General features: G+C 37.9%; 13 protein-coding genes. 5 read left to right on the forward strand and 8 right to left on the reverse strand.

Annotated elements, in window-relative coordinates; all coding sequences use genetic code 11:
* The first annotated feature begins 3 nt into the window (after nucleotides 1-3).
* From G5B37_RS12410 to G5B37_RS12420, 3 genes are all read left to right on the forward strand, one after another.
* Nucleotides 4-609, forward strand: a complete 606-nt coding sequence (locus tag G5B37_RS12410) for a SprT-like domain-containing protein (protein WP_164680345.1) — start codon at nucleotides 4-6, stop codon at nucleotides 607-609.
* A gap of 83 nt (nucleotides 610-692) precedes the next feature.
* The gene (locus tag G5B37_RS12415) at nucleotides 693-1,772 is read left to right on the forward strand and encodes a mannose-1-phosphate guanylyltransferase (RefSeq protein WP_164680346.1); all 1,080 of its coding nucleotides are present in this window, start codon (nucleotides 693-695) and stop codon (nucleotides 1,770-1,772) included.
* Complete coding sequence (locus G5B37_RS12420) at nucleotides 1,772-3,190, forward strand: DUF389 domain-containing protein (RefSeq protein WP_164680347.1); 1,419 nt, start codon at nucleotides 1,772-1,774, stop codon at nucleotides 3,188-3,190. Before G5B37_RS12415 ends, G5B37_RS12420 begins: the two co-directional genes overlap by 1 nt.
* Before the next feature lie 49 nt (nucleotides 3,191-3,239).
* Here the strand turns inward: G5B37_RS12420 and G5B37_RS12425 are convergent, their stop codons facing one another.
* The 5 genes from G5B37_RS12425 to G5B37_RS12445 all read right to left on the reverse strand — a co-directional run bounded on the left by G5B37_RS12425 (nucleotide 3,240) and on the right by G5B37_RS12445 (nucleotide 8,491).
* Complete coding sequence (locus G5B37_RS12425; RefSeq protein WP_164680348.1) at nucleotides 3,240-4,859, reverse strand: FG-GAP-like repeat-containing protein; 1,620 nt, start codon at nucleotides 4,857-4,859, stop codon at nucleotides 3,240-3,242.
* Between the two features lie 73 nt (nucleotides 4,860-4,932).
* Nucleotides 4,933-5,697 (reverse strand): ABC transporter ATP-binding protein, encoded by a 765-nt coding sequence (locus tag G5B37_RS12430; RefSeq protein WP_164680349.1) that lies wholly within the window; start codon nucleotides 5,695-5,697, stop codon nucleotides 4,933-4,935.
* Nucleotides 5,694-6,434 (reverse strand): MlaE family ABC transporter permease, encoded by a 741-nt coding sequence (locus G5B37_RS12435; RefSeq protein ID WP_164680350.1) that lies wholly within the window; start codon nucleotides 6,432-6,434, stop codon nucleotides 5,694-5,696. The genes G5B37_RS12430 and G5B37_RS12435 overlap by 4 nt, the downstream gene beginning before the upstream one ends.
* 60 nt (nucleotides 6,435-6,494) lie before the next feature.
* Nucleotides 6,495-7,571, reverse strand: a complete 1,077-nt coding sequence (locus tag G5B37_RS12440; RefSeq protein WP_164680351.1) for an alkaline phosphatase — start codon at nucleotides 7,569-7,571, stop codon at nucleotides 6,495-6,497.
* A 71-nt stretch (nucleotides 7,572-7,642) separates the two neighbouring features.
* Nucleotides 7,643-8,491, reverse strand: a complete 849-nt coding sequence (locus G5B37_RS12445; protein WP_164680352.1) for a glycosyltransferase family 2 protein — start codon at nucleotides 8,489-8,491, stop codon at nucleotides 7,643-7,645.
* A 51-nt stretch (nucleotides 8,492-8,542) separates the two neighbouring features.
* Between G5B37_RS12445 and G5B37_RS15205 the strand changes: the two genes are divergently transcribed.
* Nucleotides 8,543-8,674 carry a hypothetical protein gene (locus G5B37_RS15205; protein WP_263649798.1) on the forward strand — a complete coding sequence of 44 codons (132 nt, stop codon included), beginning with the start codon at nucleotides 8,543-8,545 and terminating at the stop codon, nucleotides 8,672-8,674.
* 5 nt (nucleotides 8,675-8,679) lie between these two features.
* Here G5B37_RS15205 and G5B37_RS12450 read toward each other — a convergent pair whose 3' ends face one another.
* The 3 genes from G5B37_RS12450 to gcvP form a co-directional block, all read right to left on the reverse strand.
* The gene (locus tag G5B37_RS12450; protein ID WP_164680353.1) at nucleotides 8,680-9,201 is read right to left on the reverse strand and encodes a class I SAM-dependent methyltransferase; all 522 of its coding nucleotides are present in this window, start codon (nucleotides 9,199-9,201) and stop codon (nucleotides 8,680-8,682) included.
* Entirely contained in the window at nucleotides 9,201-10,262 is a 1,062-nt protein-coding gene (locus tag G5B37_RS12455) for a 3-oxoacyl-ACP synthase III family protein (RefSeq protein ID WP_164680354.1), read from the reverse strand. The genes G5B37_RS12450 and G5B37_RS12455 overlap by 1 nt, the downstream gene beginning before the upstream one ends.
* A 160-nt stretch (nucleotides 10,263-10,422) precedes the next feature.
* The gene (gcvP, locus tag G5B37_RS12460) at nucleotides 10,423-13,272 is read right to left on the reverse strand and encodes an aminomethyl-transferring glycine dehydrogenase (protein ID WP_164680355.1); all 2,850 of its coding nucleotides are present in this window, start codon (nucleotides 13,270-13,272) and stop codon (nucleotides 10,423-10,425) included.
* A gap of 207 nt (nucleotides 13,273-13,479) precedes the next feature.
* Between gcvP and G5B37_RS12465 the strand changes: the two genes are divergently transcribed.
* The gene (locus G5B37_RS12465; RefSeq protein WP_164680356.1) at nucleotides 13,480-14,304 is read left to right on the forward strand and encodes a UbiA prenyltransferase family protein; all 825 of its coding nucleotides are present in this window, start codon (nucleotides 13,480-13,482) and stop codon (nucleotides 14,302-14,304) included.
* The last annotated feature ends 186 nt before the right edge of the window (nucleotides 14,305-14,490 follow it).

The raw sequence follows: 14,490 nt of genomic DNA on the forward strand, positions 1-14,490 counted from the left end.
CCAATGGAAGAAATTCTTTCAAAATACATACCTCAAGCTTCTGTTCAGCCCGTGTTTGAGCTTGTTAAAGCAAATAATGTTCATTTAAAGATAGTTAATGAGCGAGTAACACGCCATGGAGATTATAGAAAATCTCCAGACGGACGGCATCAAATTACTGTAAACGCAAATTTAAATCAGTACCGATTTTTAATAACGCTAATTCATGAGATTGCTCACTTGGTAGCATTTACTAAGTATGGACGTGCAATTAAGCCGCACGGAATTGAGTGGAAACGAACGTTTCAATATCTTATGCTTCCATTTATTAGTCCGCAGGTGTTTCCGAACAAATTATTACCGCTTCTGGCGATGCATTTTAAAAACCCTAAGGCAAGTAGTGATACCGATGCAAGATTGTCGTTAGCTTTGAAACAATACGATGCGCCGAATGATAAAAACTATATCTTTGAGATACCTCATGGAGGGTTATTTCGATTGTACAATGGTAAAATTTTCATGCGCGGAAATAAGCGTGTAAAACGATATGAATGCCTAGAGGTGAATACCGGGAAGGTGTATTTGTTTAATCCAAATGCAGAGGTTGAGTTTTTAAAGCCAGAGCGTTGAAACTACTACAAACACACGCTTCGAACTGAAGTAAAGACTATCTTAAACACAGGAAATTATAGCAATAATTAAAACGAAGAATTTTGAACAATAATAATTACGCAGTTATAATGGCCGGAGGTATTGGCTCAAGGTTTTGGCCTGTGAGTACGCAAGACTTTCCGAAGCAATTCCACGACATGTTGGGAACTGGGCAGAGTTTGTTACAAAAAACGTTTACACGTTTAGAGCAACTAGTTCCAGTACAAAATATCCAAATTTTGACGAATGAACGCTATTTAGACCTAACACTCGAACAAGTACCTAAAATTTCAGAAAACCAAGTTATTTTAGAGCCTGCTATGCGTAATACCGCGCCGTGTATTTTACTTGCGGCCTTAAAAATTCAGAAAGAGAATCCAGATGCGGTTATGTTGGTAGCGCCTAGTGATCATTGGATTGAAGATGAAACTGCCTTTAAGAATGATGTTGAAGCCTGTTTTAACAAATGTAAGGAGGAGGATGTGTTAATGACACTTGGAATTACACCAACCTTTCCGAATACAGGATATGGTTATATTGAAAGTGATAAAGCAGCTGCGTCAGATATTAAATCGGTACTACAATTTCGCGAAAAGCCCGATTATGCCACCGCAAAGCAATTTATTGCTGAAGGTAATTTTTTGTGGAATGCTGGTATCTTTCTATGGAGTGTAAAAAGCATTATCGCTGCGTTTGAAACGTATTTACCTGTCATGAGTGCTCTTTTTGCGGAAGGCGTGCCTGTGTATAATTCAGAAGATGAAAAAAGCTTTATAGCCAATAATTATGGGCTTGCAGAAAACATATCGATAGATTATGGAATCATGGAAAAAGCGAACAATGTATATGTTAAAGAAGCATCTTTTGATTGGAATGATTTAGGAACTTGGGGTGCCTTACACGATAAACTTGATAAAGACGATTCTCAGAATGCAGTTGTGAGAGCCAAAACACTACTAAAGGGTGCAGCGGGAAATATGATTTTTACTGAAAATGATAAATTAGTGGTTGTAGATGGTTTGAAAGATTATATAATTGTTGAAAAGGAATCTGTTTTACTTATATTTCCGAAGGAAAAGGAACAAGAAATAAAGTTGTTATTAACTGAAGTGGTGCATGCCCACGGCAAAAAATATACGTAATGAGTACCGAAAACCATATTACCCCGAGCGAAGCTGAATTTGAAAAGGACAAGCTCAATGCGTGGCAAGGAGTGCGCAAATTTGTCCTCGGACTATTTAACCTGCATAACGATACAGATCGAGATGCTACCATAGAAGCGGTAAAGAAAGATATATCGTTTAAGGGACATACTGCTTGGATTCTTATTTTCTCAATATTCGTGGCCTCTATTGGCTTAAATGTAAGTAGTACAGCCGTTGTAATTGGTGCCATGCTTATTTCGCCATTAATGGGCCCTATAGTAGGTGTAGGCTTGTCTGTTGCGATAAACGATATTGAAACCTTACGTCGCTCATTGATAAACTTAGGCGTAATGGTTGTGTTAAGTGTACTCACTGCATTTTTATATTTTTCTATTTCACCACTTACTGAAGAGACTCCAGAACTGTTGGCTCGCACGTATCCCACTATTCTTGATGTGCTAGTAGCTATTTTTGGTGGTCTTGCCCTTATTGTGGCAAAAACTAAAAGTGGAACCATAGCCAGTGTAATTTTTGGTGTTGCTATTGCCACCGCCTTAATGCCTCCTTTATGTACTGTTGGTTATGGCCTAGCAGTTGGGAATTTAGACTATGCCGGTGGAGCGTTGTATTTATTTTCAATCAATGCTGTATTTATAGCGCTTTCTACATTTATTGTTTCTAAAATATTGCGCTTTCCTCTAGTGCGGTATGCAAATTCGCAACGACGTAGGTTTATTGCTCAAATAGCTTCTTTAATTGCGATTGTTGTTATAGTGCCAAGTGTATATTTATTTTATAATCTTTTACAGGAGCAGGTGTTTGAAAATAAAACAAAAGATTTTGTCAAAGAAATTATTCGATATGAGGGTGCTGAAGTTGTTAAGCTTACACAAGATTATGAAACTAAGAATATTGAAGTTTACTTGATTGGACAACCTGTTCCTCAACCAAAAATAAATGAATGGATAGCTAAGTTGAAAGAAACTGAAAAGCTTGAGGATGGTAATTTACGTATTTATCAAGGCTCAGATCGTTCTGGCGAATTGGCTGAAAAGCTGTCGGGTGCTGTTAAAGCAGGAATTTTAGAAGATTTATACGTAAAGAACGAGCAAGCGATTCGAAGTAAAGATGAACGCATTAATTTTCTTGAAAATGAAATAGCCAAGTTGAGTGTAAAAGATGGTATCCCATTCGATGAGGTAAGTAAAGAAGTGCAAGTTGCCTTTGAAGGCTTAGAAAATTTTGCTTATTCAAAGCGTATTCAAACAAATTTTGAGAGTACAGATACCATACCGGTGTTTACGGTTTCATGGGAGAATACAGTTCGTAATCGAGACAAAGCAGAACGTATGACTAGAATGGCCGCGTTACTAAAAGTTAGATTGAAACTAGATACCCTTGTGGTAGAAGAATAAAAAAAGGCGCTCTATAGAGCGCCTTTTTTATAGTATTGTTTGAAGCAAATTACTTCTTTACAAACTTATAACTTCTTGCTTGATTGTCAATTTCTAACTGAGCGAAGTACACTCCGTTCTGTAAACTAGCAACGTCTACGTTGTTAGATGAAGAAATTACTGTATTTAATACAATCTTTCCATTTACATCAACAATAGTTACTTTGGTATTTGCCAATCCGTTCTGAGAGAAAAATAATTCTGACGCAGTTGGATTAGGATATACAGTAACAGTATCTGCATTGAAATCTGTTAAGCCAAGTACAGGATTTTCACCTTCAATATAAACATGTGTTTCATTAGGGTCTACATTTTCAATAACATCTACAATACCAGAAGGCCAAACAATAGTCACCTTGTCTATAGCTGTTGCTGTTCCAATCCCGAAATGTGCTGTTAGTGAATTCATGTGTTGGAAACCTTGTCCAGAACGAATTTCACGCATTTGAGCACCCCAATCACCTTCAATAGTGATGCGTGCTCCAATTCCATTAAGGTTGCTTTCTACACCCTTCAAGAAAAACTTAACCCAATTGTTAGAATTTCCGTTATTGATGTATAAGTTTCCGCTTCGAACAACATCTAAGAAACCATCATTGTTTAAGTCGCCAATACCTCCTTCGTCAAAAGGTAACGTTTGTCCTGTAAAAGTAAGGTCTCCATTTCCTAGGTATAGTTCGTCAGACATCTCAGATAAGATATCCATGTTTCCATCATTGTTGAAATCTGCAGAAAGATTCTCCCATGAACCTAGATCATGCTTGTCTATACCTGTTAAGTCAGTAATGTTTACATAGTTCCCATTTCCGTCATTTTCAAAGAAATTATTCTGTGTGTCATGGTTTACTACAAAAGCATCCCAATCTCCATCATTGTCAAAATCTTCAAAAACAGTTGCCCAAGAACGATCGGCATCCTGAAGTCCGATAGATAAGGCATTTTCAGTAAAAGTTCCGTCACCATTGTTGGTGTACATCGCATTTTCGTTAAGAGGATCTCCAGTAGAAGTACCTCCACGACACTTTGTTAAGTACATGTCTTGGTCTCCATCCATGTCATAATCAACCCAAATAGCTGCGTAGTTTCCAGGAGCATCTATGGTTTGAATAAGACTTTGGTCTAGGGTCATGTTACCGTTACCATCGTTTCGGTACGGATGACTTAAATCTACATCGTGACATACAAAAGCATCTAAGTCGCCATCATTATCAATATCTGCTAGCGTAGAACGCTGAGAGAAAATAAATTCTGGGAATGCGGTTTCTGTATAGTCAGTTCCGTCTGCGTTGGCTATTAAGAAAGAGACACGTTGTCCATTTCCTAAAACCATGTCGTTGTATCCATTTTCGTCTAAATCACCTACAGCAATACTCCAGTCAGGAACATTTTGAATTGATTTAGAAATAAAAACAGAGGTGAACGTACCATCAGGATTTTGATAATCGATACCAATTCCTGTTGAAGATACACGAACATAATCATCAAGTTGATCATTGTTCATGTCTGCTGCAACATCAGACGATGAAGAGTAAGACCCTATCATTCCGTTCTGATTTGTGAACGATACGGCTTGTGCCATAAGTGCAATTGGTGTAAGCAGCACAGTGGCAAGAGTTAAAATTTTTTTCATTAGGCTAAATTTTATAGGAATAATTGCGTTAAAAATAGCTAAATAAAATTAATCTATAAGGTATTTAGCTGATTTATTGCTCTTTCAGCTGAATATCTCTGATTTTTTTAAAGAGATCTGAAGAGTATACAAAATCTGTTACCGATTTATTATCTGTTTTGAAAATGGCTTCATTATCGCCTTGCCAAACTAATTTACCATCTTTCAGGAAAACAATGTTTTCACCTATCTCCATCACCGAATTCATATCGTGAGTTACAACAACTGTAGTAATGCCATACTCATGCGTTATTTCTTGAATAAGGTTGTCTATAACCGTTGCCGTTTTGGGATCTAATCCAGAGTTTGGTTCGTCACAAAAAAGATACTTCGGATTGTTTACAATAGCGCGAGCAATGGAAACTCTTTTCTGCATACCACCAGAGATTTCTGCTGGGTATTTTTTGTTTACCCCTTCTAGGTTCACTCTTGCAAGTACTTCATTTACGCGATTTAGCATGTCTGCTTTTTTGTTGTTGGTGAACATGCGCAAAGGAAACATCACATTTTCTTCAATATTCATAGAATCGAACAAAGCGCCTCCTTGAAACAACATACCTATTTCTTCTCTTAGGCTTCGTTGTTGTTCTTCATCCATGTTTTGGATGGCTTGATCTTCGTAAAAAATATAACCTTCTTCCGGTTGAAATAACCCTAGTAGGCATTTAAGCATTACGGTTTTTCCACTTCCACTTTGACCAATAATAAGGTTGGTTTTTCCTTTCTCAAAGACAGTAGAGATGCCTTTCAGAATTTCTTCTTCTCCAAAGCGCTTTTTTATGTTGTCAACTTTAATCATGAGCTAAGTAGAAGTTGCGTGATAATAAAATTCGTCAGTATAATTAATACACTTGTCCACACAAAAGAATTAGTGCTCGCTTTTCCAACTTCTAGCGCTCCCCCTTTCATATAATATCCTTGCCAAGAGGGTACGGTTGCTAAAATAAAGGCAAAAACAAATGTTTTAATGAAAGCGTAAACCAAATGGAATGTATTAAAGTCTTCTTGTAAACCCGTACTAAATTCTGTAAGTGTTGTAAATCCACCATATACTCCGGCTATCAAACCGCCAACTATGCCTAAAAACATAGAGAGTGCAATAACGAAGGGAAAAAACAGTAGGGCAATAATTTTAGGAAATACTAGGTAATTTAAAGAGTTAATCCCCATTACTTCAAGGGCGTCAATTTGTTCGGTTACGCGCATGGAGCCAATACTGGATGTTATAAAAGACCCCACCTTACCTGCCATGATAATCGAGATAAACGTAGGCGCAAATTCTAGTACAATAGATTGTCTTGTCGCAAAACCAATTAAGGATTTTGGTATAATTGGGTTGTCAACATTAAGTGCCGTCTGGATAGCAATCACACCACCCACAAAAAAAGAAATAAATGCCACAATACCTAACGATCCTATTATTAGGTCGTCAATTTCTTTAAATATAAGTTCTTTCAAAACAGAGCGCTTCGTAAATCCTCCAAACGTGCGTTTGAGCATTAAAAAGTAAGAACCAATATCTTCGATGTATCGCATAGCTAAAATGGTTTGGCTAAGGTACTAATTAAATGGCTTTTTAACTGAGGCAGTTTTCGCTTAATCTCTTTTAAAAAGCTTTTCTATAATGCTATGGATTTCAGTATTTTGGTAGATTCCACCAAAGAGATGCTCTCCAGGGCCTTGTGCAAACACCGGAACCATTGTTGCAGTATGTCCCTTGGTGGTAAAGGTGCCAATTACTTTATTGTAATCGCCATTCTCATTGCTAAGACTAAATCCTCCTGTTTCGTGGTCTGCAGTTACAATTACCAATGTTTCACCGTTGGTTTTTGCGAAATCTAATACAGCACCAATGGTTTTATCAAAATCTAATAACTCATTTACCAAGTATTCGGTATCATTTGCGTGTCCGCCCCAATCAATTTGAGAAGATTCAACCAATAAGAAAAAGCCTTCTTTATTTTTAGACAACTGCCCAATAGCAAGCATGGTGGCATTGGTAAGGAAGTTGCCTCTGTTTTCAGACATTTTAGGCATTCCGTCTGGGGCTAGTATAATTGCTTGTTTTTTTTCTGAAATTTTCTTCGGCAGCACATTGGTTTCAACCTCAAAGCCACGATCGCGTAATGCTTGTAATAAGTTTAAATTGTCGGTTCTATTTTTAAAATATTTCAGTCCACCACCAGCAAAAAAGTCAATATCACTTTTCACTAAATCTAGTGCGATTTCTTCATACATTCTACGAGATTCCTGATGCGAGTAAAACGCTGCAGGTGTTGCGTGAACCACAGAAGATGTAACTACTAGTCCGGTGGCTATATTTTTATTAGAGATATGTTCTACGATGGTTTCTGCAGGCTCCATGGCTTCATTGACGCCAACGGCCCCGTTGTAGGTTTTAATACCAGAAGCAAATGCAGTAGCGCCCGCAGCAGAATCTGTGATTAGTTCTTTTGAAGAAGATGTCATGCTTAATCCAACGGTGTTAAATCTGAGAAAGTTAGATGGCTTTTCGTTGAAATATAAACTTGAGGAAATTTGGCTTAAGCCCATACCATCACCTACTAAAAGGATGATATTTTTTGGTTTATTCTCTTGCTGTGAAAATGCTAGCGTTGTACAAAAGATAGCCAGTGTAAATACGGCTACCATCTGAATTCTATTTTTAGACATATGACGTTTTTAATAAGATTTAAAAATAAGAAATACCTATCTGAGAAATGCTATAAAAAGGTTAAGATGTTTTAAAATATCTTTTTCTTAATGTTTTTCCATCTTAACTGTCTAATGAACGCGCCTTCTTCTTTGTTTACCAAGTATGGTATACCGCTTTTTTTTGCCTTTAAATAGCCTCGCATACAATTATAGTAAAAAGCAATACTGCTTTTTCGTTGTGCTAATTTCATAGCGGCTACCTGAGTGAGAGCCCATCCGTAACGCATCTTGTAGAAAGCTTCACCCTGTTTGTATTTAGACGCTTCTGTATAGGTGGCTCCAGTTGGTTTTAGATGTTTTACATGCAAGCTTTGGTCTGTTTTAATTAGCCAACCATGGTATTGCGCTAACAACTCATCTACTGTGTCCCAGCCAATCGATCTTTTAAGCCCTCCAATGGCCTCAAAACATTCCTTTCTATATAATTTAATGGGCCCGCGCACTTTCGTTTTTTCTGAAATATTTTCAAATACCCACGCGTCGTCAGATTGAATATATAGATTGCCTCCAGCGATACCAATTTTTCTATTTTCATTAAATAAAGAAATAATTTTCTCGAAATAATTAGGGGGGAGTATGATATCCGCGTCAAACTTGCCGATAAACGCATATTCTTCCTTAATTGCTGAAAATCCTCTATAAAATGCGTCTACTACCTTGCTTCCTGGAGCATGCTCTGAGGTAGAAGAGGCGCCAACAGAAATCATAAAAGAATATTTGGCGGTAAAGGAATCGATAATCTCTTGGGTACTATCTGTAGAGCCATCATTTACAATTACAACTTTTTTAGGCTTAAGGGTTTGTGAAACAATCGACCGTAGAAGGTCGCCTAAATGCGCCGCTTCGTTGTAAGTAGGAATAACCAAAACGATACTCATGGTATAAAAGTATTATTAAAATTTCGTAAAATACTTCGGAAACATTTTTTTATGAAACTACAAGTTTTTTCCATCACACAATTTATTGCTAACATCTTTCTGAACGGCCAGCATTTTGACGCAGTCGAATTTAAAGAAATGACAGATGGCACAAAACAACAATTCAAACTAATAAAAGAGTAGTACGTCTAAGCTCTTTCAGCATACACCAAATAGTATCTAGGTGTAAACAATCTCAGTAGAGGACGAAAGCCAATTTTTTTGACAGGATGGCTAAACTTTTCTCTTTTCTTAATAGTCCAACCTGCTTTTTCGAGTAACCAATCAAATTGCCAATCTTCAAACTCATGGTAATGTCTATCCCAATCGTCTGTTTTACTTCTGTAGGCCGAAGCAAACCAAAGTTTTAGTGGTACAGAGGCAACTAGTTTTTTTGCGTTGGTGTTTTTAAGAACTTGCAGCGGACTTAGCATATGTTCGAAAATTTCGAAGGCGGTTAGGACGTCAAAAGTTTCAGATTGTATTCTGCTTATATCGATGTCTAAATCTTCACCTTGGGTATTCGTAACTGTGTACCCTTCCTCTTTCATAATTTCAGAAAACGGATTGGTAACACCCAAATCTAGGATTGACTCTTGGGTAGAAATATTTTCTTTTAAGAAAAGTAAGGTGCGTTTGTAGCGCTTTTTTGGGTATTTGCCTTCGTACATTATAGTTTGTAAACGATTGCATTTATGTTCATTCCTGCCCCAACACTTGCAAACATTACTATATCGCCTTTGGTAATACTGTGCCCTTCGAGCTTATTTTTTAATACTAAATCGTAAAGAGTAGGTACCGTTGCTACACTAGAATTTCCTAGTTTGTTTATAGTCATTGGCATTACGCCTTCTGGAGCCTCCATGCCGTAAAGCTTAAAGAAACGCTTTATAATAGCTTCGTCCATCTTCTCGTTGGCCTGATGAATAAAGATTTTCTTTAATTCTGAAATATCAACATCACTTTCGTCTAAGCATGTTTTCATAGCTTCAGGAACATTGCTAAGAGCGAAATTGTAAATTTTACGACCGTACATTTTTATATACCTACGGGCATCATTTAATTCTTGGTTATTGCTTTCACCGAAATAAATGAAATGAGCTTCATCTAACGCATACGTAGCACTTTTATGAGCTAAGATACCGCAGTCGGGATCATTAGAAGATTCTACAATTACCGCACCTGCACCATCACTATAAATCATAGAATCTCTATCGTGCTGGTCAATTACCCTAGATAATGCTTCGGCGCCAATCACTAAACATTTTTTGGCCATGCCGCTTTCAAGATATGCATGTGCCGTAATCATAGCTTCAACCCAACCAGGGCAACCAAACATAAGGTCGTATGCAACGCAGTACGGATTTTTAATTTTGAGATGATGTTTTACACGAGAGCCTAAACTTGGCACACTATCACTTTGTTGTAGGTTGTGTTTTACGTCTCCGTAATTATTTGCAACAATAATATAATCTAATGTTTCAGGATCTATTTTTGCATCTGCAATTGCCTTTTCTGCGGCAAAGAAGGCAATATCAGAGGTGTTGAGGTGGTCTTTTATGTAGCGTCTTTCAGAAATACCAGTTATTGCCTTAAACTTTTCGATGATAACAGTGTTCTCATTATCAAACCTACTTCCATCTTCAGTATAAAAACTGTTCTGCTCAAACTGGTTGTTAGGAGCTACTCCCGTGGGTATGTAACTGCCAACTCCTGTAATCTTCGTGCCCATGTTGAAATTTTCGACTAAATTAAGGAAAACTGTGAACGTACAGAGGTCATTTCATAGGAAATTGACTTCATTTGAACAATTTGCAATAGAATTACTTAAAAACGAAAAATCCTCATTTCTAACGACTAGAAATGAGGATTTTTTACGGATTTAATGGGTGTTATGCTTCCATAAATTCTTCAATTGGGGCGCAGGTGCAAATTAAATTTCGATCTCCGTAGGCATCGTCTACCCTTCTAACACTTGGCCAAAATTTATTGTCGTTAATATAATCTAGTGGAAATGCAGCTTTCTGTCTAGAATAAGGGAACTCCCAAATATCGTTGGTAAGCATAGCCTGCGTATGAGGTGCATTTTTTAAAACATTATTTGGTTCGTCTTTTTCAGTAGCATCAATTTCCTTTCGTATAGAAATCATAGCGTCACAAAAACGATCTAATTCTTGTTTGCTTTCACTTTCAGTAGGTTCAATCATCATGGTGCCAGCAACCGGAAATGATACGGTAGGCGCATGAAAACCATAGTCCATTAATCGTTTTGCAATATCTACTACTTCAATGCCGTGCTCTTTAAAAGGGCGACAATCTACAATCATTTCATGTGCAGCACGTCCTTTTTCACCTGTGTAGAGTACATCAAAAGTACCAACAAGTCTTTCTTTAATATAGTTTGCATTTAGAATAGCGTATTCGGTAGACTTTTTTAATCCGTTTTCTCCAAGCATGCAGATATAGGCATAACTTATTAAACATGCTAAAGCGCTTCCCCAAGGAGCTGCAGAAATAGCAGTTATTGCGGTGTCTCCTCCAGTTTCTATTACCGGGTTAGAGGGTAAAAAAGGAACTAGTTGTTCTGCAACACAGATGGGGCCAACACCAGGGCCACCACCGCCATGCGGAATCGCAAACGTTTTATGAAGGTTTAGATGACAAACATCTGCGCCAATTGCACCGGGATTAGTAAGTGCAACCTGCGCATTCATGTTGGCTCCATCCATGTATACTTGTCCACCGTTTTCATGTATAAGGCTTGTAATTTCTTTTATGGCAGATTCGTACACGCCGTGGGTAGATGGGTAAGTAACCATTAAAGCGGCTAAATTGTCTTTATGTTCTTCTGCCTTGGCACGAAGGTCGTCAACATCAATATTGCCTTCTTCAGTCGCTTTTGTAACGACTACTTTCATTCCCGCCATAACTGCACTTGCAGGATTCGTTCCATGTGCCGATGAAGGAATTAAACAAATATTTCTATGTCCGTCTCCACGCGACTCATGATATGCTCTAATTACCATAAGTCCGGCATATTCCCCCTGGGCACCAGAGTTGGGCTGAAGCGAAGTTCCGGCAAATCCCGTAATTTCCGTCAGCTGTTCTTCTAATTTTTTCAGCATAAACTGGTAACCTCCTGCTTGCTCTGTTGGGACAAAGGGATGCATATTACCCCACATTGGGTCACTAAGAGGTAACATTTCGGCAGCTGCGTTCAGTTTCATTGTACATGAACCTAACGAAATCATTGAATGGTTTAAGGCCAAATCTTTACGCTCCAGTTTTTTAATGTAGCGCATTAACTCGGTTTCACTATGGTAGCTGTTAAACACTTCATTTTCAAGAAATGTAGTTTTTCTTGCAACCAGAGGAGGGATGGTATTACCTGTAATTAATTCTGATATATAAAATCGTTCAATACTCGCCGCTTCCGCGAAAATGCCTATAATTTTATTGACATCGTTAAGGGTGGTTGTTTCGTTTATAGAAATTGAAACCGTTTCTTCATCTGGATAATAAAAGTTAACCCCTTCTGCGATGGCACGAAACTCAATTTTAGAAACATCTGTTTTAATTGCAATGGTATCGAAATAGGTGTCGTTGGCTTGATGATATCCTAATTTTTCAAGAGCATCGGCCAGCGTAGCAGCTGTATTATGAACTTTATTCGCAATGTATGTAAGTCCGTTAGGACCGTGATATACACCGTACATTCCTGCCATCACTGCTAGTAAAACCTGAGCTGTACAAATATTTGAGGTTGCTTTGTCACGTTTTATGTGTTGTTCGCGTGTTTGCAGTGCCATACGAAGTGCACGGTTGCCATTTGTATCTTTGGTGACTCCAATAATACGTCCAGGGATATTTCTCTTATAAGCTTCTTTGGTAGCAAAATAAGCCGCGTGCGGACCACCATAACCTAGCGGGATTCCAAAGCGTTGGGTGGTTCCAACGACTACGTCTACTCCAAAATGCCCTGGAGCCTCTAACTTTACGAGACTTAAAATGTCGGCAGCAACGGCTACCTTAATATTATTTTCTTTTGCTGTAGAAACAAACGATTTGTAATCGTATACTCTTCCACTTTTTCCTGGATATTGTAGAATAGCTCCAAAAAACTCTGACGAGAAATCGAATGTTTCATGATCTCCAATCACAATTTCAACTCCAATTGGAGTAGAGCGTGTTTGTAGTAAGGATAAGGTTTGAGGTAAAAGTTCTTCAGAAACAAAAAACTTATTGGCTCCATTCTTTTTTTGATCGCGTTCTCGTACAGCAAACAGAAGCGCCATCGCTTCTGCGGCAGCGGTACTTTCATCTAAAAGTGAAGCATTGGCTAATTCCATTCCAGTTAAATCTGTTACCATGGTTTGGAAATTGAGTAGGGCTTCGAGGCGGCCTTGTGCAATTTCGGCTTGATATGGAGTATATGCTGTATACCATCCTGGATTTTCTAGAATATTCCTTTGAATTACAGGAGGTGTAATAGCTTGGTGGTATCCAAGACCAATATAGGTTTTAAACACTTGATTTTTTGAGGACAACTCAGTAATGTGTTCTAAGTACTCCTGTTCACTCATAGCGGCATCTAACGCAATATCCTCTTTTAAGCGAATATCATCGGGAATAGTTTCATTTATAAGTTGTTGCATGCTCTCAACTCCTACGGTTTTTAGCATGGCGGCAAGGTCGCTTTTACGCGGGCCAATATGTCTTAAAGCAAAAGAATCTGTATTCATATAGGGTGTATGATTTACCCATTATTTTTAAAGGGTAATTTGCGTTACTAATCATTCTATAGTCAATCTTTTGGCAGCAACGTGGCTTTCATAGATTGATGGCAAAATTACGGTTTTTACAACAAAAAAGTACCAAATAAAAGAAGAGTGAAGCACAACTTTTCAACCAAAAGCGGCGGTTACTAACAGTTTAGCTATTTTTACGACGTGCAGTGGCTTCGTCAACAATTTCGATTTTATATTCATGCCAGTATTCATGTAGCTTTTGCTGTGGTTTCGCTTGTAGGTGTGACTGTGCTAGAATTCGATTTAAACGTGCCAATTGCCTTGTGGTTTTTTGTTTTCTTCGGAACTATCTCGGGCTATAATTTCGTAAAATATGCTAAAATTGCGGGATTACATCATAGAAGTCTTGCGCAAAGCTTACGTGCCATACAGGTCTTTTCAGCAATTAGTATGGCTGGAGTCTTTCTTTCGATGTTCTTTTTAACTACTACAACTCTTATAGTTGCTTTCGGATTTGGCCTTTTAACCCTTTTTTATGCAGTGCCATTATTTAGGAGTAAAAATCTAAGAAACATAATAGGTCTCAAAATATTTGTAGTGGCACTAGTTTGGGCTGGGGTTACAGTGGCAGTTCCAATTGTAGAAGAAGGGATGACAATTTCTGGCGATTTTTGGATTACTTTATCACAAAGAACACTAATCGTGCTAGCACTTATTTTGCCCTTTGAGATACGTGATTTACAATTTGACAGGGTAGGATTGAAAACCGTTCCTCAGCGGTACGGGGTCATGAAAACAAAAGGATTGGGAATAAGTTTGCTTACGTTGGTTGTGTTGCTAGAAGGGTTAAAAAACATGCCAAGCGTATGGTCATTATATGCATTGTTATGTACAATGATTTTAATTGGCTTGGCGATTGGATATGCCCGAAAAAAACAATCGGAATACTTTGCATCTTTTTGGGTAGAAAGTATTCCGATTATTTGGGTAAGTCTATTATTTTTATTTCGCCATTTCTTTTCGTAGACGCTCTTTCATGGCCACTTTAGCATCTACAGGCATTGTTTTTACAGACGATTTTTTAAAGAGCTTTGATAAACGAGTATTGCGCGCTGTGTACTTGCGACACGCACGACAATATATCAAGTGAATATTCAACTTGATAAGTTCTAATAGTGAAGCCTCCTTGTACTGGTTTTTATCACAGGTGTG

It is taken from the genome of Rasiella rasia (assembly GCF_011044175.1).
Classification (GTDB): domain Bacteria; phylum Bacteroidota; class Bacteroidia; order Flavobacteriales; family Flavobacteriaceae; genus Marinirhabdus; species Marinirhabdus rasia.